We start from the raw sequence: 19,354 nt of genomic DNA, 5'->3' as shown, positions 1-19,354 counted from the left end.
AATAATGAAAGGTGTAGTACATATGTCGAATTCAAACATAACTGACCTTAATGGGTATAAGGTAGAAAAGTCAATCATACCCCACATCCAAAAGCTAGAAGAACAACAGGAACTGTTCATTGAGTATCATGATTACTATGATGATGTCGGAACGGTGCAGATCACCGACAACCAAGAAGATAAGAAAATTGCTTTTATCGTAATTATTGATTGTGATAGTAATACGATTCATTTCATAACCGTTACGAAACATGTTGCCCGACAGCTTCAAAAAGATAATGATATTATGCGTATTATTGAAGAAGAAGAACGGCACGCGATTGTCATAGACGAAGCCTATCCGATTAATGAGAGTATGATCCGCGGTGCCGCTTTTTCCCTATATATGAAATTATAATTTCTTTTTGATAACAGGAGTAGTCATGTGTGGTTGCTGCTGTTTGTCTTTTGAGCAGAACAATCTATTTAAAGACACTCATTTAAATCATGTTTGATATATATTTAATATCGTAGTATTTCATTAATGGAAGTGATAAGTAAGATGAGGAACTTTCTTAAACAAAGTGTCCAAGATTAAGAATTGAGAACCAATTAGAATAAATGATATAGGGAGGTGCTAATAATGTTTAAACACGGATTAAGCAGAACAAAAATATATAAAATTTGGAAATCGATGCGAGTTAAGTGCTATAGCAGTAATAAGGGTAATCATCATAAAAAGGGAGAAATATGGATCTGCGATGAGTGGAAAGATGACCCTGTAGCTTTTGTTAATTGGGCCAAGCAAAATGGTTATAAAGAAGGTTTACAATTAGTAAGAAAAGACAAGGAAGATGGCTATTATCCCGAGAACTGCGCCTTTCTAAAAATAGAAGAAGCAAATAAAACCCACGGAATGAGGTGGACTAGATTATATAACATTTGGACTCAAATGCTCCAAAGATGCACGAATAAAACCCTGGGACATTATGATAGATATGGTGGAAGAGGAATAACAGTTTGTGATGAATGGAAAGATTTTGAGGTTTTTGCAGAATGGGCCAAGGAGAATGGCTATAAAGAAGGTTTAACGATTGATCGTATAAATGTAGACGGGAATTACGAACCGAAAAACTGTAAATGGAGTACTGATATTGAACAAGCCAGAAACAAAAGGACAAGTCGATATATAACAATTAAAGGAGAAACTAAAACTCTAGCTGAATGGGCAGAAATAAGCGGCTTACCTTATAAAACGATCCAAAGAAGACTTTATACCGAGTGCTCAGAAGAAAATTTGTTAGCTCCAGTAGGAACAATCTATAAACACAAATTCCTTATCGAAATTAACGGAGAAAAGAAAACAATGAATCAATGGGCTAAAGAAGCAGGACTACCTTTCTCTACTGTTAAAAGAAGATATCAAAGAGGTGTTAGAGGAGATGATTTGCTTAAAAAAGGAAGACTAAATAAAAATGCTGATAATCAATAATTGTCTTTCAACCTTTAAAATAAGTGGACCGAGTATGACATCGAGATGCAAGAATGCTAGCTGTAATATTTATTAGAAGTGATTAAAATAGAGGGTCTTTCAGTTCACTGAGTTAATTGATTGAATAATTTATAAATGATATACTATAATTTGTTATTTAATATAATTAAAGGTATTCATCGAATCGTCTTCTAAAAAAATAAATCAATTCATTAGTAATGGGACGCCCCACGCTAATAAATACACAGCTCAAGTGTGTGTTTATTTTAGCGTGGGGTTTTTTGCGTCGTTATAAAGGAGTTTTGATATATGAAAAAAGAAAAAATTGCAGTCATCGACGATCATTTATCTTTCAGAGAAGGTTTGAAAAAAATCTTATCAATTACAGGAACGTTTGATATTTTATCGGCTGGTAGTTGGAACATGGAAAAAGTTATACAGTTTGAACCGTCCATTATTTTATTAGATCGAGACTGTGAATACCTGAATGTTTTTACGGTCATTGAATTAATCAAGAAGGAATTACCACTTTCAAAAATGATTATTGTATCAAGTGTTGCCGAGGATGAAGAGGTAATGCAGTTTGTCAAAAATGGAGTATTAGGATTTTTACTGAAAGATGTGTATGTCGAAACATTTATACATGCGATAAATGTTGTTCGGAATGGTCAGTCATACATGCACCACAAGGCTACAAATATTCTACTACATGATTACCTTCGTATATCGAATGGGGGGCAGAGTAGAAACTTTCAACCCCCTAAACAATTTTCGAAACGAGAATACCAAGTCTTAGAGCTATTAGTGCACGGATTAAGTAATAGAGAAATAGGGGAAAGACTTCTCATTTCGAGTTCCACAGTAAAAAATCACGTAAACAATCTGATGAAAAAAATCAATGTAAATGACCGTACAACCGCTGCAGTTACAGCCATAAAAAAAGGGTGGGTCCAAATTGAAATGGAGGGAGAGGTTTAACATGAATACTCACATTAGTGTCTTTTGCTGTCTGTTCACAGCATCAATAAGCAACATTATGTTGGTCTTGGCAGGCATTTACTTATTATTTATCTCTTATACCTTTGGTGGGTTAGTGGTGTTGGGGCTGTCAGCCATACTTACTTATTTTAGTCTTTGTGTATCAAGGAAATATGTAACTTTAATCTATAAGGAGTGTTAACAATGAGAAAAGCAATGATTCCATTATTACTATCAACCGGTCTTATTACTGGTTGTGCCAATGAGTTTGACCCTATTGAACATGCAACAGGTGAAAGTGAGAGTGAAGAACAAACTGAACAGGTGAAGGATCAAGATGCCGAATCTTCAAGCTATTCATTTTGGCCCGTTGAACCTCAACTTCCGATGAAAGAAGTTGAGGTAAGTCTAATCAATGATGGGGATACCTTAACACTCAGTGAAGAAACTGCTTTTAATTCAGATGGAAGAGTTCGTTTCACAGGTATAGACACACCTGAAATGAATTATGACACGAAGGAAGAACCTGAACCGTTTGCAATCGAAGCAACGGACTATACCGAGAATATGATTCATAGCAGAAGTTTGTATGTAGAATATAACCCCGAGCATCTAGAAGATATGTATGAACGCACCTTGGGCTATGTATGGATTGATATCGAAGAAGATGGTGTCTTAGTGATGCTGAATGCACTTTTAGTAGAACAAGGTTTAGCTACGGTGATGGCAATCGAACCGAATACCACGTATGCTCACGTATTTGAATCCTTAGAAATTGAAGCAAGACAAAATCAAGTAGGTTTGTGGAAATAAATTAGACGTATTGACAGCTCTCCCTTTCCAGACTATAATTTCAATTAGTTAACTATTTATTAAAGTTTATTTAATAGGGAAAGGGAGGCTTTTTGCTATGAACAAAACAATTGCGATTATTGGTGGAACACAGTATCAAACGTTTCAAAAAATCGGTAAGAAGAACGGCTGCGATGTATTATTCCACGACGGTAAAGCAGTTTCTCCAATCAAAAAGGAATTACGAAACATGATTCGTAAAGCTGATTGTGTTGTGATTCTGTTGGGTGCATGTTCTCATTCTTCAATGGGTGTAGCAAAGGAGATGGCGAATAAATTTGGCAAACAGATTTGTTATCAAGAAGGTCGGGGTGCAACGGGTGCTATTCAAACGGCTCTTCAACATCTTTCGGCTGCTTAACCAAAAGATGAAAATGTTTTAGAGGGTTAATGATGAACGACAAAGATCAATTGATTCAACAACTCATTGAATTGGAAGTTTATAAGAATAGCGAAGGTAGACAGCTATACGAGCTTGATAACGATGAATTAACAACGTTATTAGTAGATGCAATGAAAAGAGCAGGATAATTATTGGAGGTTGTTGTAAATGTCAGTCCTAAAACTAATTCCAAATTATGCTGAAATTAAGACGGTTACAAATGAGAAATTCACAAAGCCTGGGAAAGTTATCACGTATAAGTTAACGGATAAAGAGTTAGAAGAATATCGTTCGATGCCAGTCGAAGAGTTTGATCCAAAAGATAAGCCGAATCTAAGTTTGTGGTACTTCAATTATACAATTTGAGATATACGAGTAGATGGTCCTGCTTTTAATCTATGGCTGTAGAGAGCAGAAACCACCATTTCGTATATTTCCCCACTAAAAACACCACTTGTTTACATAACATAGTATAACCGTCTAACCGTTATTGGTAAAGCAGTCATCAAAAGGGGGGCATCTATATGGAAGTTCGAGTGGACAATGAAGTCATTGAGTTAAGTGGTCGTAAGCTAAATGAGATAAAAAAATTATATCAGCAATGGCATACTTCTAATCGTCAGCAACCTGCTATCATTGAATGTTTATGTCGAGGTCGATATAAGAAAAATAACCCAAAGCTTCACGTGATGAAATCAAAAACTGGAAAGTATGTTTTACGAAATAACCCTAACAATCAAGAGAATGGGTTAGAGCACGATTTCACTTGTACATTAGCAATTGATGGTTTTCATAATCTTGCGCATCATCATGGGATTAAGATCGATGATGAGCAAAATATTGAGTGCCGCATGAATTTTAAGAAAAAGAAAGCATCTAATAAATCTAGACTTTCTTCTGATCCAAATAAATCGAGACAAAAATCTGGATCATCCATCACCTTTGGGAATTCTAGCTTACATACGCTTTTTTATACTCTTCTTCAACAGCAAAGATTCCATCAATATCGACCTCGTAATCGGCGAGAGGTTGTCAAATATTTGTATGCATCGGCATGCCGAACAACGGTGAACAAAGAACAACTCAAATCGATGATATTTATTGCGAATCAAGGGTTTAACGTAGGGTATCGACAAAAACTTTTGATCGGCTGGGGGAGTAAAGAGGCAACATTTGATCGAGATGAAAGTCACAATTTCTTGGTTAAGATTCCGCTGTTTAACCTCGATAACCATGAAGAATTTATTGACTATGTACGAGTTCCCGATTGGAAGTACAAAGAAGCATTAGATTCTTGCCGTATTCATGTCAAACAAGGGTATTGGGTTATCTGGAGAGATTACGAGCATAAAGATGATCGTTTCTTAAAAGTAGAAAAGGTCATTTTTGTTCCAGCTGAATCAGATTCGAAAATACCAGTTGAGTCTTCCTACGAGGAAGCGATGATTCAGTATTTAGTGAAGAAAAGGCGACATTTTTTAAAGCCGTTGATTGGTAATGTGACAAATATGTTTTTAGACGAACGTCCAGATATGGTTTTGTATGATACAAATCCTCAAACAATTATCGAAGTAGCAGGAATGAAAAACAAGGATGGTTATCAAAAGAAATTGAAACAAAAGGCTGACGTATATCAAAAGAGGGGTTATAGATATTTAGAGTGGGATGGTGCAGAGTCTATAGAAACACTTTTTAATAAATAGAATACGAAAGGGAGTAGATAATGTGATAAAGTCAATTTTTCAAAAAATCATGCCTGAGAGAAGATCAGATGATATAGAAGATCGTGTTGATTCATCCCTTTATAATATGATGTTTAGTTATATAAAAGAGGAATGGGAAAAGATTGGGGCTAAAGTTTCTATTGTTAACTGTATGTCTTTCGATGAATTAAAATCCTTACCTAAGCAAGTAAGCAAAGATGAAATTCAAATTGCAATCTTATTCTGGAAATCAAAAGGTGTAGATATAGTTAATGTTACTAGACATACTTGCAGTTTAGAATATCCTTTGAATGGTAGGTTTACAGAATTAGATATTGACCAATTAAAGATAATGAAAGTTTTACCGGTTAAATCTAACTGTATTAGATGCTCGGAGTTCTCGACAAACATTAATATTGATGATTTATGTGAAGGTTGTGTTGAGCTGTCTGAGTTGGAGATCAACAATCATAAGGATTTTATATCAGGAGGACAATAGTAATAAAGGAGGAAACCTATGTTTTATTTCTTTTTGGGATACTGGTTAGGCTCGTCAGATGATAATAATAATGGTGGTGGTTGCCTCTTTCCATTCTTTATGGTCGGTTTAATAGGAGTCGTTTTCCAAGTCATCTTTGCGGTAAATCGATGGTTTGACCAACTTGCTGAAGATAAGGGCATTTTTTCATTTCTATTCTCTCCTTATATAATTCAGCAACTATTAGATAGTGAGGGCATCAGTATACTTTTTATATCAGTGGCAGTAAATACTATTTCTCTCATCATCATAAACCTATTAATAAAATTGAGCTTTGGTATGGAGAAAAACCTTGTAAATATAATTGGAGTTGTTTTAGTTGAGCTATACTTATGCGGATTAATATTCAGACAAATTGTTGTAGGTGGCTCTTTCTTATACGGAATTGATTTTACATACGTGATTATGTGGTATATTGCTGGATTTCTAAGTATTAGTATTACTATCGGTATTATGACGGGCATACATTCTGACAACTTTAAGCGAGCTAAAGCCCATAACCATTGAAGTGGATTCAATAATATTATTATTTTTAAGAAGGGAGAAATAGCAGAAAACCTAAACAATTATAGTCCCGGCCCCTTAAAAGGTAAAACAGGAGTTAAAGCGGAATTAATTTGTCCTTAAATATATTAGAGAAATTAAGCAATCGCGAGGATCTATTAACCTTGAAACCGTAGATACAAAGAGAGGCGTTGACAACCGTACATCTGAAAAAAGAGCCGATTGATCAAAGTATACGGTTATGAAGACGTGTTATGAACATCGGAGAACTGTCATTAACCACTAAAAATATGAGTGAAAAAATTAGAAATCTGTTTAGGGGAGGGGCAAGATGGATTTACCAGTACGCTCTTATAATGAAGCTATGGAGCGGCTTGAATATCTCATAAGAAGGCATCAAACGCTATCTTCTCAATTCGAAACGATAGAAGATGTGCAAGTTCTTGATGAAGTTAAAGCCGTTGAGAAAGAAATGCAGTTAATTACCGGAGGAGAACCTTTGGACCATATTCAACAAATGGTGAAAGAACATTTCCATAGTTAACATATTGGTCAATGTAACCTTTTCTCATGGTATAGAAAAGGGAGATGTCGAAATTACATAACAAGGAGAATTAGAGTCTATGATTCGAAATAAACCTCTAAAAGTAGTCGTATCATTTTTATTAATCATTGCAGTTATATTTGGCGCTTTAGCATGGGTCACAAATGCTAAAAATGAGCAAAAGGCAAGTGGAAATCCTTATAATAAGGGCCTCCATCCAGCTACTATTCAACAATTAGAAAATCCTTTATATGAAAATATCATATTGCCCGATGAGCTTAATGAACGGTTAGAGAATGAAGAGAATGTAACTGTTTATTTCCAAAATCCAACGTGCCCAGCCTGTAAGGAAGCCACTCCAATTCTTATTCCATTGGCTGATTCATTAGGAATTGATTTAGTGAATTTTAATTTACTAGAATTTGAACATGGATGGGGTGATTTCAAAATTAATGGAACCCCAACAATTGTCCACTATGAAAATGGCATAGAAGTCAATCGTATCGAAGGTTTACAAGAGGAAGATGGCTATAAACAATGGTATGAACAAATCAGTAGATAGGAGTTTTTCCAATGAATAGTGTTGTCGTATTAGCCGAAAAACCGCAACAGGCCGAAGCGATTGCTTCGGCCTTTACATATAGAAAAACCAAAACTCATATCGACATTGCCCCCTGTGATTTGCTTCCTCACGGGGCGAAAGTCGTTTGGTGTATTGGTTTTTTAGTAACGCTGAAGGAACCGGAAGATTATGATCCTGTGTATGCAGAATGGAACCTTGATCAACTTCCTATTTTGATAGATAAAGTCCAAACAAAGGTCATTAAAGACAAGCAATCTCAGTTTACCATCGTAAGTAAAGCACTGAGAGAAGCGGATGAAATCATTATTGCTACTGACCCTGCGCTTGTCGGTGCTGAAATCGGCTATTCAACCATCTTTAAAGCAGGGACAGCCAGCAAACCGATTCGTTATTTGTGGGCGAAATCGCTCACTAAGAATGGTATACGAAAAGCGTTTGGTTCATTAAGAAGTAAGGAAGAAACGATTAAACTTTATCACGCTAGCCTAGCAAGGAGTATTAGTGATTGGACCATCGGTCTCAACTTAAGCCGCTGTTATACACTGTTATTACAAGAGAAGATGAAGGCAGGTAGTGATCTTCATACAGGTGTGTTTAGTGTAGGAAGGATTCAAACGGTATTGCTCAAGGCGCTGTATGATCGAGAAATAGCAATTGAAAACTTCAAAAGCAAACCATTCTGGGAGGTTTTTGTCGATCTGAAATATGGTGATAAAACGATTCGAGGGAAATGGTTTACAACAGATCAGGATCGTTTAGAGGACAAGCAAATGGCAGAAAAACTAGCGTCTCATTGCAAGGCGAAACCGAGTAAGGTGCTGTCGGTAAAGAAGGATAGGAAAGAATTCAAACCGCCTCACCTCTTCAATTTATCAACGTTGCAAGCAACTGCTAATAATAAGTGGGGGATGGAGGCGAAAAAAGTATTGAGCACTGTCCAGTCTTTATACGAACGAAAATATTGCTCATACCCTCGAACATCCTCACAACATATCACGCAAGAAGAAGCGTATGAGCTACCGAAGATCATGAGTGGTTTAAGCCAATTAGAAGAATATCATCATTTATTCCCAACACACCTTGAACCTGGGCAATTATCGAATAGATATATTGATGAAAACAAAGTCGAAGATCATTATGCGCTAATACCAACAGAAAAAGTTCCTAATCTTAAAGAATTAAAAGACGACGAACGAAAAATATATGACTTAATCGTAAAGTCTGTTATTGCAGCTCACTATGAAAATGCTGTTTATGATTATACATCCATTGTGTCATTAGTAGATAATCGCTTTACTTTTGAAAGTAAAGGGAAACAGGTAATTAAAGACGGGTGGCATACCGTCTTTGAAAATGATAATAAGGAAACTGATGATCCAGATGATGTCATTCTTCCTTTATTAAGAGAAGGTGAAAGTGGAACAGTGGCTACAACAGAAATGCAGGAAGGTAAGACTAAACCTCCGAGTCGGTTGAAAGAAGGTTCATTAATAACGTATATGAAATCAAATAACTTAGCTACCGAAGCTACACGTAGCGGTATGATCGAGACTCTATATGCTCGGAACTATATGGAAAAAATCAAAGGTTCACAACTCGGGATTACTGCAAAAGGACGAATGATTATAGAAGCTATTAATAAAAACTCTCCTTTACTTGATATTAAAACAACATCGGTCTGGGAGGAATACCTCGAAAAAGTGAGTCGAGGCGATAAATCAGCACGCCCTTTCATTGAAAGGGCGAAAGAGTTAACCAAAGTATTAATTGATGAAGCGATTGCTGAATCGAAAGAATGGGACTTCACTGAGCACGAGAATAAAATGAAGGAAGACGAAGTGATCGGATATTGTCCGCAATGCAATGAAGCTGTGATTGAAAAACAAACAAAGGACGGTCACTCCTTTTATGGGTGTAAAGGCTATGCTACTGTTAATTGCAATTATCGCATACCAAGTAAAATGCTGAACAAAAAGATCTCGGTTGCCAATGCAAAGCGACTAATGGAAAAAGGAAAAACAAATCTGATCAAAGGATTTAAAAGTAAGAGGAAAGGATCTACATTCGACGCGTTCCTCGTTTACGATATAAACAAGAATCAACTCAGCTTTGATTTTCCTCCTAAACCCACAAAAAAGAGCTAATATAGTGCTACTATGGTAAACTATTCTAGGCTGCTGTGATATTCCAACCGTCTATACAGCCGGACAGCACAATAAATGTATTTATTGTGCTGTCTCAATATGGTAAAATATACTTTAATTGACGATTAAGCACAACGGGACGCCCCGACTGCTTTCATAGAATAAATAGGGTATCTAGTACCTTTTATTTGTCTATGGAGTGGTTGGGGCTTTTTTGTGTGGAAAAAAGGGGGGAGATGGGTGAGTTTTCTAAAAAAGGTGAAATCGGGTGCTTCTGATCTTGGAAAGCGAGCGCAAACAACCGTGGAAATTAACCGTTTTAAAGCACAAATTGCAATGAAACAGAAGGAGATTGACAGCAAGTACACAGAAATTGGGAAGATGGTTTATACAGCGAATGAAAACAACATATATCATAATGCCAAAGCCGACGTGCAATCATTATGTGCAGAGATCCATCAGTTAAATGAGGAGATCGATAACATTCAAAAGAAAATTCGTCATGCTAAAACTGAGACGACTGAAGACTAATTAAACGAATTGTAAGACGCAAATGAAGGAGGAATATAATGAAACAATTTACCGATGTTCGTCACGCTTTAAGAAGCTGGATGACACAGTATGGATGGGTTAGTAAGCTATTGCCCTTTCACTTGTATCTACTATTTGGTGGAATAGCGGTTATCCTTACAGACGAGATTATATGGCAACTATTCGGAGGTTCATTTTTTGTTTTGGAACTTGTACGAGCCTTTGCCTATTGGGCTTTTATATTAGGTATTTTTCTAACATTAATCAGCTCGTCCATTAAATATCTACCGTATGGTTTATGGTTATATTCAATTCAGATGTTATTTCCATTTCCATTTTCATTCTTTTCACTTCCAGTGTTAGTTAGCGCTCTCGTGTATGGATATTTGGGCTTGCTGGCTTTCAGATATTCTGCCATTGAAATCGAGCAATTTGATCAGCAGAAACAAATCAACTAGTAAACCTTTCCCATCTTGATGTATGACTAGCAGATGCTTGAGAAAGGCTTACAATTATAGTATTATGGTGAAAAGGAAAATTTTATGAGCGGAAAAAAGGGACGCCCCTAATAAGCTGCACAGCACAACTGTGTCTTATTAGGGGCGTTTTTTTGTATGAAAGGAGTTTATCCCATGAAAAAAACCCTCTTACTTCTAGTATTATCGGTCTGTATATTTTCATACAGTCCTTTCCAACTTCACGCACCTGTAGAACTTAAGATGAGCACGTTTAATATATTATAAGTCAAAAAAGGATGTGACAGGTATCTCATGAGAATGTTTAGTGATTTACCAAAAAAAATTCAAACTTCGTTTAAAACTACCACGACAAACGCCTTGATTAATTGGCTTGATGACCATTACTATGAATTAAGTGATATTTCAATTGAGCGTCTTACAAACGAACTAGTAGAAGGGTATATTCCTCGATATAGTTATCGATATAAGTGGGGAGATGTCGGAGAATTTGAGGTTGAACCGAAATTAATGGAAGAGTTGGTACTTGGTAGTATTAACAGGCATCGAAAGAAGAAGATTAGTACCAAACAAATGGAGTTTTACAGACGTTTGTGCCGTTCCCTCGGTGTAGATGAGGTATCTTTTAGTGACTATATCGATTTTAGCCAACAATTATGTGCTTTAAAAAACCGATATGATAAAGAGATCAGACCGTATGAGCCGGCGACTGATAATCAGCTTCGAACGGTTAAACGCCTATGGAAAGATAAATACGGTGAAGAATTAGAGGATAAAGAGTATAACCGTAAGGAAATTTCTCAACTATTCAAACGGATTAATGAAGGTTAATATCAACCTTTTACACGATTTCCGTTATGATTAATAAATCATTTATGCTACTATTTTTAAATAAGAAATTAATTTAGTAAACCTTGGAGGTCTTAACGATGAACAAAACAGATCTAGTACAATCAGTTTCAGAGCAAGCGGAATTATCGAAAGCAGATGCAGGAAGAGCAGTAGATGCAGTTTTCGAATCGATCACAAATGCTTTAAAAAAAGGAGATAATACACAGCTTATTGGTTTCGGTACGTTTGAGGTTCGTGAGCGTTCAGCACGTAAAGGCCGTAACCCACAAACAGGCGAAGAAATTGATATTCCAGCTAGTAATGTACCAGCCTTTAAAGCAGGAAAACAATTGAAAGACGCGGTTAAGTAAAGACTTGATCCTTACATAGACGCGGAATTTTGCTGATTCAAACTACAGTATAATCAATATCTTAATGCAAAGTATTTATCAAAGGGAAAAGAGGAATAATACTTTTCCCTTAAATCGATATCTGTGCGTTAAATATTAATTTTATGAACAAATAAAGGGATAAGTTATGGTATAATAAAAGCAGCTAAACTTATTTAAGTTTAGCTGCTTATTAGCATCTTGTTTATGTAGCAACGGATAGATTTTCATCGTACCTCGGTACGGGTAATCATCTTATCCTACATAAAGCTTGTCGTACCTCGGTACGGGTTGCTTTATGTATGCTTATATTACTAAATAATATTGTTTCTGTCAATGGGGTGAACATGTTGGAAGGGCAAGTGTTAAACACAGAGATTATGAATATATTTTTTGATGAGAGTGGTCGTCAAAAGGACAAACCAACTACTATGGGTGGCTTAATCATACCACAGGTTGTTTACTCTGCGAATGAGTTTTCTGATCTGACAGAAAAACTCAAGAATGGAGACATTAAACTTCATTGGACTGATTACTCTGGTCATGGCAAAACTCGTCAAAATATTATAGAAGCTATAACCACTTTCTCTAAGTATGCAAAATATACAAAGATGAACGTAATTAATTATAATCAACATTCTTTAAGGGTCCGTAAAAACCTTTCAGAAGGTCATGACTTTTCTGAGTTAATGCTTTATACAAAAATACCTGAACGTATATTTTATGGTTTACTTCGAAATTATGGTCAAGATGTATACATAAAAGCCAATGTCTATATTGAGGAAGCGACAGTATATAAACGCCTTGATCTCCCTACTCGTATTATGGAGCAACTAAATTCACAATCTTTATATCGCGGTGAACAATTTAGTATTGTAAGGTGTGAAATGCATACCAAAAATCAAATGATTGGTATTGAGATTGTCGATTTGATATTAGGTATTATTCGCTCTATTATTCAAAATGTTACTGTCCCAGCTGGATTAAGTGATGAAGAAATTAAAGAAATGAAACTGAAAAAAAAGAAAGCAAAAAATGACCTTGTCGTTCAACTCTTAAAGATTAACGACTTTAATGAGTTTCTCTCATCAATTAAGTATTTTGAGTGGAATAGCAACAAAGAGCTTTCCGAAGTTAATTTTGAGGATTATTTACGAATTTTTATGGCAGCTCATTTTAGAGAGTTCTAGTAATTCTAGTAATTATAGATTTGTAAATTGGCCATAAATAGATATCAGGAACATATGTTTGCGTTAAAATTGTATTTCATGCACAAATTTTGTCGATTCATAGGAGGTAATATCTTGGCTTCTAGGGAAAAAGAATTGCACCAAAAACGATTAGAACAACGACTAGCAAAGATGCCTGACTACATCGTGGAATATGTCGATCACAAAGAATCGCACGACAGCTCCCCCTCTACCCTTCTTGGTTACGTTCATGATTTTGAAAAATTCTTTAATTGGCTTAAAGCTGAAGGGATTATTACTTGCGATATGAAAGACATCCCCCTCTCTTTTCTTGAACATATGAAACTTCTTGATGTTGAGAATTACATCAAGCATATGCGAAAAGTAGAGAATATGAAAACCGTATCTGTAGCAAGAAAAATCTCTTCCTTAAAGTCTCTCTTCCTTTACTTAACAACACGTACTGAGGATGAAAATGGGGAGTGTTATTTTTACCGAAATGTGATGGCCAAAGTAGAAATTCCGAGAACGAAAAAGAATTCAACAAAACGTTCAGCAAATATTAGCCGTCAAATTCTACAGAATGATGATGAAAAAAGAATCATTGATTTCATTGAAAATGAGTATTTCAAGACGGTTGAAAAAACGAGGAAAAAGAACTTTTACCTTCGGGATCGTGAACGAGATCTCGCTATTTTTGCCTTATTTTTGGCCTCTGGATTACGAGTGAGTGAGCTAGCGAGTTTAGATATAGAATCGTTAGACATGCGTGATCGTTACATTAATGTTGTTCGTAAAGGTGACGTTGATGATGAAGATATCGTTGTTTTTAGGGAAACATCCCTCCCCTACTTAAAACACTATTTAGATATACGTCAAGAGCGTTATAAAGCGACTGAGCAGGAACGAGCGTTATTTTTAACCCGTTATCGTGGTCAAGCGCAACGAATATCAGTACGTGGCATACAAGGCATCGTAAATCGATATACAGCAGCTTTCGATAAAAAAATGTCGCCACACAAATTAAGGCATACACTAGCTACTCGATTAGCAAAAGAAGGCATTCCACTTAACGAGATTATGTTGCAACTGGGCCATACATCGACAAGTACGGTTACGCTTTATACAAATCAAACACTTGAAGATCGAAGAAAGTCCATCGATCAACTTGATGAAATGTAAGGAAGTTAATCAATTGAAAGTCTAAACCCACGACATTACGATTCCTGTGAGTCGTGGGTGTGCTAAAAAAATTAGATGTGAGGAAGAGATTGGTATGGTATGGCTTGGATGGCTTGTTTCCTTCCCAAATATGAATCACTTTGTTAGCAGGATTCTTTCTTTCGAATGTTTCTGATGCTCCCGATTCAGTTTTCCCTAGAGCGTGTGCTTGAATGAAGTCACCGTTTTTGGAGTTATATACCACCAAGGCATACTCCTTGAATCCCATCACCTTAATTATTCTGCATAGGCTCCTATTCCCCCAAAAGTTATAGCTCCTGCAAGGAAACCAGCCACTACTTTTTTCATATTTATTCCTCTCATTTAACTATTTACCTGCTAGATTTAACCATATGCACTATTTATTAGTAACTAAATTTATGAATATTCCATATCGATTGTAGTTTTATTAACATTTTTTGTATATATTGACTATTTCACCACTTTAACATAAAATAATTACATGTAGTTCAATTTGTATTAATGTATATTTAAAATTGGTGGTGTCTAGTCATGAATACTCTATTAGAGCTTTATAATATGAAATTACAGTATGATCGTGGTAAAGCAAATGGACTAGCGGGGCTTGTTGCTATTATTCTATTTGTTCTATTTTTATATTACTTTGATCATATCTATCCTTTATTAGATATCTTGGGCATTATAAACATTTTTCATTCGCTTGGTTTGGTATATGAAGGCTCTGTCGCTATGACATTATTTCGTATTGTTGGTGGATGGATTGCATTATCCATTATTGTTGGTTTACTTGGTATTGTTCTTATCCCTCTATTCCTTCTCTTTAGCGTTACTATTGAGTTTTGGGGTAAACTATTCTTAACAACACTAATGGTTCCTGTATATGCGTTGTACATAATCCCTTGGACAATAGAAGCATTCCAATTTATAGCCAATCCTAAAAAATTTAAAGAACATAAGCGATCACAAAAAAGAATTAAGGAATTACGGTATATACAAGGAGTAGGAAAAGAGGTACCAAAAGATGAAGCAGTAGAAAGATTAAACCGTCTACCTATGAACGGAGATCATTTTTTTATGGTAGGGGTAATGTATGATCGCAATTTTGTGATATTATTACCTTGTCCGAATCGTAAAGGTGAATTACTAAAGGTTCAAAATTTAACTATAAAAGCAAACAGTATAGGAAAAATTATCAAACTCGAAATCCCCTTTCCAAATCGAGTTCAAAATGTCTGGAAGCGTGATATCGAATTTGTATATGATGTAAATGACTCAGATACGTTCATGCAAATGTTTCGAAATTATTCAATAAACGATTGCTACCGTGAATTTGTAGCTAGTCAGCATGAGTTTTATTTTAGACTTAAACGTAATTACACCAAAACAATCACAAAGTCTGAAGATGAAAGTGAGAGAAATATTGCCCGTTATGGATTAGAAGATCTCTTAGTCGGTAATGAAGAAATCATAGAGATGATGAGAAACCAAAAAACTAATTGACAGACAGCTAGGTGAATTTATGTTTAATCAAGATAAAGATTCAATTAAGCAAGAAAGAAAGAAGGATATTATTGAAGTCATAAAACCCTATAAGGAACATATATCAACGGTAGACCACTGGAAAGAATTCTCTAAATCCTGTGGTCTACCGTCGTATGGTACAATTATAAATTATTTTGGTTCTTGGAATCAGTTTAAGAAGGAATTAGACCTTACCATAAACAAACCACTTTCAGATGAAGAATTGCTATCAATTGCAGATAAATTTCGTGATCATTTTACAACTGCAGCTAGTTGGTATGCATTTGCAAAAAAACATAACCTACCTAGTGCACAAGCTTATATAGACCGATTTGGATCATGGAACGAAGTTAAGCATAGGATAGGACTATCGGAATCAAAAAAATCATCCATATATAATAAAGAACAGATTATAAAAGTACTAATGGATCACAAGTCCCATTTAACAACCAAAGAAAATTGGAACACTTATGTGCGAAATCATACTGAACAATTACCGACTTATGAAACGATTATTAAATATATCTCTTGGAATAACCTTAAAGATACATTAGATATTAAAGATTCTTATTATACAAACGATGACCTTATAAAGATTGCAAAAGAGAATAAAGAACATTTCACAACGATAAAAAAATGGGATGAGTTTGCTAAACAAAAAAAACTCCCATTAGCAATAACGTTTTATAGACGTTTTGGAAAATGGAAGGATTTTAAATCGGACTATTTAGAAAACAATTAAGACTCTAAATTTCGTTCTTCTAAGTATACTTCAATCTGCTTTTTTGTCCATAATGGGCCACAACTAATAATTGTAAAGGGTAAAGGTAACGGTTCACGTACCTTTGCCCCTTTTCGTTGACGATCTAAGTTATTTCGCAAAGTTTGTTTCCTCATATCGAGCATTTCTGCAACCTCATTTAAGCTCAAGAGTACAGGAACTAATTCCCCGTAAACCTCGATAGGCTTTCTTTTGTGAATGGGAGTAACCTCCCTACTTCGATTATTGTTCATTTGTATCACCATAGCTTCCTTGTGGAATATTAGTTTACTCTGATGTTTGTTTCTCTATAGTGTCTATGATATCCCATGCTGACGTCGTAATATAAAACACTTCATCATCATCATGGTGACTAGTTCCAAACAATCTCATTTCTAGCGGGAGTCTAACCTTTTTATCATCCTCATATAATAACTGAACTTCTACTTTGGCCTCATAGTGATGGTTGGTTAATCGTTCGCTTAAGTAATTTACCTCACTTAATTTATCATTACGAGTGATCCTTGTTATTATATCTTTGGCAACTTTTTCTTTGTCTATTGTATCCACTAAAAATAGATCTTGAGAAATCACCCCAGGTTCAAATGCTTCCACAAATAGTTCGATATCATCTAAAGTAATTGCCGCAAATAGATATTCGACCATATGTTTAGGCTTTTGATATTTTTCAATCCATTCACGCTCTATTTCTTCAAGATATGCGTAATCAATATCTTCGGTATAAATCCATTGATAAGCCTTTTCTTCCCTACTACCGATACGTTCAATATCATTCTGAAGTTCATTTGATACTTCCTTTAGTTCAATAGGTTCGGGGTCTACTCTATTATATAGATAAAAACCCCCGATCATCAAACTAATTATAAATAATGCTAAGCTTAACAATCTAATGACATTCATCCTATTCACCACTCAATAAGTCTATTGATTACAGTTCCTAGCACCAGCCCGACATTCTAACGGAACGTAAAATAAGGGATTGACACTGTTAGATTTTTTAATATTCCAATGACCATCTTTGTGTAACTCAAAATGGAGGTGGGGGCCTGTGGATCTTCCAGTGTTACCCATATTTCCAAGGAACTGACCTTGTGAAACTTTTTGACCTTCGGAAACAGCTCTACCAGTCATATGTGCATAAAGGCTTTCAAAAATAACTCCCTCAATATTATGTTCAATCATCACTGTATGACCATATGTGTCTGAGTAATAGGAACGTCGCACTGTACCATCAGCAACAGCTACAATTGGAACATCGTGAGTTCGTCCAGCCAGTGGAATATCAACACCATGATGCATACTCCCACTTCTCATCCCATAACCACTGTTAATAGATCCGCTTGTTGGAGTAATGAAATTACCACTTCCACTTTCTACGATTGGTGTATCACAGCTTACGCTTTTAAAATCTTCATAATACTGTGGTACGGTTGCTACGTAATCTTGTGTCTCAGCGAATGGAGGGACACCACCATATTTATTAACATTACCAGGGCCTGCATTATACGCAGCAAGTGCTAACACCATATCGCCATTATATTGATTTAACATATCGGCGATATACCTTGTTCCTCCCATAACGCTCTGATAGGGATCAAAGGGGTTATCAACTCCTAATCCTTCTGCAGTCGCTGGCATTAGCTGCATGAGCCCCATTGCCCCTACATGCGAAATGGCATTTGGATTAAAAGTTGACTCCTTTTGAATAATTCCTGCTATGAGTTCTGGCTCTACTCCATGTTCATCCGATGCTTGATCGATGATAGGCTTAAATTCACAATATCCACCCGTTGATGTGTCCCAATACCCACCGTCAAACCAACCAGTTTGTTGGTCTAACCAGTCAATATAACCAAGTCTTTTTGATCCACCGTTCATATTGACAGTATCTTCATAGAAGCCTTCTAATAATGATTTATCGTTATATTCGTACCCTCTAGCATTTAGAATGTTATCAAACTTTGTAAAGTCCTCTTTTCTATCATACTTGGAGATAGAATATGTTTTTTTTCGTGTTCTTTTATTACCGTTTCTTTTCCAATCACTTACTCTTCCTGTATATTCAATATCACTGGTGCCGTTCCATGAATTTACATGGACTAATTTATCAACATAGTTATCTGTTCTTGTAGTTGAAGACCAACTACAACTTCTACGTGTGCTTCCATCATCATTTGTTCTCGTTCTACACCTGCGCGTTTGAGATTCAGTATACTCATTATATTTTCTATATGTAAATTCAGGTGCTAACTCTTTGGATAATTCTTGAATTAACCCCCTTGGGTCATTCCCTAAGTCAGTAAGAGCATCTACCTGGATAGTTGAAGCAACAAGTTCCTCAGGTATACGGTATCTTACTTGTTCTGTTTTATTTAAATCCACTGTTGAATTTAATTGATCTACCATATATTCATATAACTCTTGGTCTTCTCCCTCAAGGTCGGTACCAGTTCCAAATAACATAGATGAAATAAGCATTAGTAGAATCAATAATATAACAATACCTATTACAATTATTAGTGTTGGCAATCCAACTAGTGCCAGTGTGGACACTAATAATTTTGTAAGAGCGGCTACCAGTGTTGCGGTAGCCTTTGCGATAGCTTTTACTCCTACTTTAATCCCTTTCTTTAATAAGGATCTTCCCTTTTTTTGAGCAAGCTGTTTGGCATGGTGTTCAGCAGCTTTTCTAGCCTCTGACTTTTGGTCTTGATTTTCATGAATAGCCATTTA

24 protein-coding genes are annotated in these 19,354 nt (G+C 35.7%); 21 read left to right on the top strand and 3 right to left on the bottom strand.

Going from position 1 to position 19,354, the window contains the following annotated elements; translation table 11 throughout:
* Positions 1–22 precede the first annotated feature (22 nt).
* The 21 genes from KH400_RS16005 to KH400_RS15905 all read left to right on the top strand — a co-directional run bounded on the left by KH400_RS16005 (position 23) and on the right by KH400_RS15905 (position 16,582).
* A complete protein-coding gene (locus KH400_RS16005) occupies positions 23–397 on the top strand; it encodes a hypothetical protein (RefSeq protein ID WP_217226296.1) in 375 nt (124 codons plus the stop codon).
* A gap of 225 nt (positions 398–622) precedes the next feature.
* The gene (locus KH400_RS16000; RefSeq protein ID WP_217226295.1) at positions 623–1,471 is read left to right on the top strand and encodes a hypothetical protein; all 849 of its coding nucleotides are present in this window, start codon (positions 623–625) and stop codon (positions 1,469–1,471) included.
* A gap of 309 nt (positions 1,472–1,780) precedes the next feature.
* Positions 1,781–2,449 (top strand): LuxR C-terminal-related transcriptional regulator, encoded by a 669-nt coding sequence (locus tag KH400_RS15995; protein ID WP_217226293.1) that lies wholly within the window; start codon positions 1,781–1,783, stop codon positions 2,447–2,449.
* A gap of 204 nt (positions 2,450–2,653) precedes the next feature.
* A complete protein-coding gene (locus KH400_RS15990; protein WP_217226292.1) occupies positions 2,654–3,262 on the top strand; it encodes a thermonuclease family protein in 609 nt (202 codons plus the stop codon).
* Between the two features lie 97 nt (positions 3,263–3,359).
* Positions 3,360–3,662: a DUF2325 domain-containing protein gene (locus KH400_RS15985; protein ID WP_217226291.1), complete on the top strand. Its 303-nt coding sequence runs from the start codon at positions 3,360–3,362 to the stop codon at positions 3,660–3,662.
* Positions 3,663–3,691: 29 nt separating this feature from the next.
* Positions 3,692–3,832 (top strand): Fur-regulated basic protein FbpA, encoded by a 141-nt coding sequence (locus KH400_RS15980; RefSeq protein WP_217226290.1) that lies wholly within the window; start codon positions 3,692–3,694, stop codon positions 3,830–3,832.
* 19 nt (positions 3,833–3,851) lie between these two features.
* On the top strand, positions 3,852–4,049 hold the full coding sequence (locus KH400_RS15975) for a hypothetical protein (protein ID WP_217226289.1): 198 nt from the start codon (positions 3,852–3,854) through the stop codon (positions 4,047–4,049).
* A gap of 158 nt (positions 4,050–4,207) precedes the next feature.
* Complete coding sequence (locus KH400_RS15970) at positions 4,208–5,386, top strand: DUF1173 family protein (protein WP_217226287.1); 1,179 nt, start codon at positions 4,208–4,210, stop codon at positions 5,384–5,386.
* Between the two features lie 22 nt (positions 5,387–5,408).
* Positions 5,409–5,885 (top strand): hypothetical protein, encoded by a 477-nt coding sequence (locus tag KH400_RS15965; protein ID WP_217226285.1) that lies wholly within the window; start codon positions 5,409–5,411, stop codon positions 5,883–5,885.
* A gap of 18 nt (positions 5,886–5,903) precedes the next feature.
* Positions 5,904–6,431 carry a hypothetical protein gene (locus KH400_RS15960; protein WP_217226284.1) on the top strand — a complete coding sequence of 176 codons (528 nt, stop codon included), beginning with the start codon at positions 5,904–5,906 and terminating at the stop codon, positions 6,429–6,431.
* Positions 6,432–6,759: 328 nt separating this feature from the next.
* On the top strand, positions 6,760–6,972 hold the full coding sequence (locus KH400_RS15955) for a hypothetical protein (protein WP_217226283.1): 213 nt from the start codon (positions 6,760–6,762) through the stop codon (positions 6,970–6,972).
* 79 nt (positions 6,973–7,051) lie between these two features.
* Positions 7,052–7,534, top strand: coding sequence for a thioredoxin family protein (locus KH400_RS15950; RefSeq protein WP_217226282.1), 483 nt, complete (start codon positions 7,052–7,054; stop codon positions 7,532–7,534).
* 11 nt (positions 7,535–7,545) lie between these two features.
* Entirely contained in the window at positions 7,546–9,699 is a 2,154-nt protein-coding gene (locus KH400_RS15945) for a type IA DNA topoisomerase (protein WP_217226280.1), read from the top strand.
* Positions 9,700–9,939: 240 nt separating this feature from the next.
* Positions 9,940–10,230: a hypothetical protein gene (locus KH400_RS15940; RefSeq protein ID WP_217226279.1), complete on the top strand. Its 291-nt coding sequence runs from the start codon at positions 9,940–9,942 to the stop codon at positions 10,228–10,230.
* A gap of 38 nt (positions 10,231–10,268) precedes the next feature.
* On the top strand, positions 10,269–10,688 hold the full coding sequence (locus KH400_RS15935; RefSeq protein ID WP_217226278.1) for a hypothetical protein: 420 nt from the start codon (positions 10,269–10,271) through the stop codon (positions 10,686–10,688).
* 312 nt (positions 10,689–11,000) lie between these two features.
* Positions 11,001–11,537: a hypothetical protein gene (locus KH400_RS15930; RefSeq protein WP_217226276.1), complete on the top strand. Its 537-nt coding sequence runs from the start codon at positions 11,001–11,003 to the stop codon at positions 11,535–11,537.
* A 98-nt stretch (positions 11,538–11,635) separates the two neighbouring features.
* A complete protein-coding gene (gene hbs / locus KH400_RS15925; protein WP_217226275.1) occupies positions 11,636–11,908 on the top strand; it encodes a non-specific DNA-binding protein Hbs in 273 nt (90 codons plus the stop codon).
* Positions 11,909–12,228: 320 nt separating this feature from the next.
* On the top strand, positions 12,229–13,116 hold the full coding sequence (locus KH400_RS15920; RefSeq protein ID WP_217226274.1) for a DUF3800 domain-containing protein: 888 nt from the start codon (positions 12,229–12,231) through the stop codon (positions 13,114–13,116).
* Between the two features lie 114 nt (positions 13,117–13,230).
* Positions 13,231–14,298, top strand: a complete 1,068-nt coding sequence (xerS, locus tag KH400_RS15915) for a tyrosine recombinase XerS (RefSeq protein WP_217226272.1) — start codon at positions 13,231–13,233, stop codon at positions 14,296–14,298.
* Between the two features lie 552 nt (positions 14,299–14,850).
* Positions 14,851–15,819 (top strand): hypothetical protein, encoded by a 969-nt coding sequence (locus KH400_RS15910; RefSeq protein ID WP_217226271.1) that lies wholly within the window; start codon positions 14,851–14,853, stop codon positions 15,817–15,819.
* Between the two features lie 19 nt (positions 15,820–15,838).
* The gene (locus KH400_RS15905; RefSeq protein ID WP_217226270.1) at positions 15,839–16,582 is read left to right on the top strand and encodes a hypothetical protein; all 744 of its coding nucleotides are present in this window, start codon (positions 15,839–15,841) and stop codon (positions 16,580–16,582) included.
* On the opposite strand, the gene KH400_RS15900 is transcribed toward KH400_RS15905, so the two are convergent.
* From KH400_RS15900 to KH400_RS25340, 3 genes are read right to left on the bottom strand one after another with little or no spacing between them, the layout of a single operon-like run.
* The gene (locus KH400_RS15900; RefSeq protein WP_217226269.1) at positions 16,579–16,854 is read right to left on the bottom strand and encodes a hypothetical protein; all 276 of its coding nucleotides are present in this window, start codon (positions 16,852–16,854) and stop codon (positions 16,579–16,581) included. The genes KH400_RS15905 and KH400_RS15900 overlap by 4 nt on opposite strands.
* 34 nt (positions 16,855–16,888) lie before the next feature.
* On the bottom strand, positions 16,889–17,521 hold the full coding sequence (locus tag KH400_RS15895; protein ID WP_217226267.1) for a hypothetical protein: 633 nt from the start codon (positions 17,519–17,521) through the stop codon (positions 16,889–16,891).
* 21 nt (positions 17,522–17,542) lie between these two features.
* Positions 17,543–19,351, bottom strand: a complete 1,809-nt coding sequence (locus tag KH400_RS25340; protein WP_217226266.1) for a transglycosylase SLT domain-containing protein — start codon at positions 19,349–19,351, stop codon at positions 17,543–17,545.
* Positions 19,352–19,354 lie beyond the last annotated feature (3 nt).

Origin of the sequence: Desertibacillus haloalkaliphilus, assembly GCF_019039105.1 — a bacterium.
GTDB lineage: Bacteria > Bacillota > Bacilli > Bacillales > KJ1-10-99 > Desertibacillus > Desertibacillus haloalkaliphilus.
Note: the sequence above shows the minus strand (reverse complement) of the source record. Positions and strands in the feature narration are given on the sequence as shown.

What these genes read in the sequence shown, in the direction of transcription:
- KH400_RS15960 (WP_217226284.1), top strand. Translation starts at nt 5,904, where the DNA reads ATGTTTTATTTCTTTTTGGGATACTGGTTAGGCTCGTCAGATGATAAT.
- KH400_RS16000 (WP_217226295.1), top strand. Translation starts at nt 623, where the DNA reads ATGTTTAAACACGGATTAAGCAGAACAAAAATATATAAAATTTGGAAA.
- KH400_RS15920 (WP_217226274.1), top strand. Translation starts at nt 12,229, where the DNA reads ATGCTTATATTACTAAATAATATTGTTTCTGTCAATGGGGTGAACATG.
- KH400_RS25340 (WP_217226266.1), bottom strand. Translation starts at nt 19,351, where the DNA reads ATGGCTATTCATGAAAATCAAGACCAAAAGTCAGAGGCTAGAAAAGCT.
- KH400_RS15975 (WP_217226289.1), top strand. Translation starts at nt 3,852, where the DNA reads ATGTCAGTCCTAAAACTAATTCCAAATTATGCTGAAATTAAGACGGTT.
- KH400_RS15955 (WP_217226283.1), top strand. Translation starts at nt 6,760, where the DNA reads ATGGATTTACCAGTACGCTCTTATAATGAAGCTATGGAGCGGCTTGAA.
- KH400_RS15945 (WP_217226280.1), top strand. Translation starts at nt 7,546, where the DNA reads ATGAATAGTGTTGTCGTATTAGCCGAAAAACCGCAACAGGCCGAAGCG.
- KH400_RS15980 (WP_217226290.1), top strand. Translation starts at nt 3,692, where the DNA reads ATGATGAACGACAAAGATCAATTGATTCAACAACTCATTGAATTGGAA.
- KH400_RS15950 (WP_217226282.1), top strand. Translation starts at nt 7,052, where the DNA reads ATGATTCGAAATAAACCTCTAAAAGTAGTCGTATCATTTTTATTAATC.
- KH400_RS15900 (WP_217226269.1), bottom strand. Translation starts at nt 16,854, where the DNA reads ATGAACAATAATCGAAGTAGGGAGGTTACTCCCATTCACAAAAGAAAG.
- KH400_RS16005 (WP_217226296.1), top strand. Translation starts at nt 23, where the DNA reads ATGTCGAATTCAAACATAACTGACCTTAATGGGTATAAGGTAGAAAAG.
- KH400_RS15905 (WP_217226270.1), top strand. Translation starts at nt 15,839, where the DNA reads ATGTTTAATCAAGATAAAGATTCAATTAAGCAAGAAAGAAAGAAGGAT.
- KH400_RS15895 (WP_217226267.1), bottom strand. Translation starts at nt 17,521, where the DNA reads ATGAATGTCATTAGATTGTTAAGCTTAGCATTATTTATAATTAGTTTG.
- hbs (WP_217226275.1), top strand. Translation starts at nt 11,636, where the DNA reads ATGAACAAAACAGATCTAGTACAATCAGTTTCAGAGCAAGCGGAATTA.
- KH400_RS15985 (WP_217226291.1), top strand. Translation starts at nt 3,360, where the DNA reads ATGAACAAAACAATTGCGATTATTGGTGGAACACAGTATCAAACGTTT.
- KH400_RS15910 (WP_217226271.1), top strand. Translation starts at nt 14,851, where the DNA reads ATGAATACTCTATTAGAGCTTTATAATATGAAATTACAGTATGATCGT.
- KH400_RS15935 (WP_217226278.1), top strand. Translation starts at nt 10,269, where the DNA reads ATGAAACAATTTACCGATGTTCGTCACGCTTTAAGAAGCTGGATGACA.
- KH400_RS15930 (WP_217226276.1), top strand. Translation starts at nt 11,001, where the DNA reads ATGAGAATGTTTAGTGATTTACCAAAAAAAATTCAAACTTCGTTTAAA.
- KH400_RS15990 (WP_217226292.1), top strand. Translation starts at nt 2,654, where the DNA reads ATGAGAAAAGCAATGATTCCATTATTACTATCAACCGGTCTTATTACT.
- KH400_RS15970 (WP_217226287.1), top strand. Translation starts at nt 4,208, where the DNA reads ATGGAAGTTCGAGTGGACAATGAAGTCATTGAGTTAAGTGGTCGTAAG.
- KH400_RS15995 (WP_217226293.1), top strand. Translation starts at nt 1,781, where the DNA reads ATGAAAAAAGAAAAAATTGCAGTCATCGACGATCATTTATCTTTCAGA.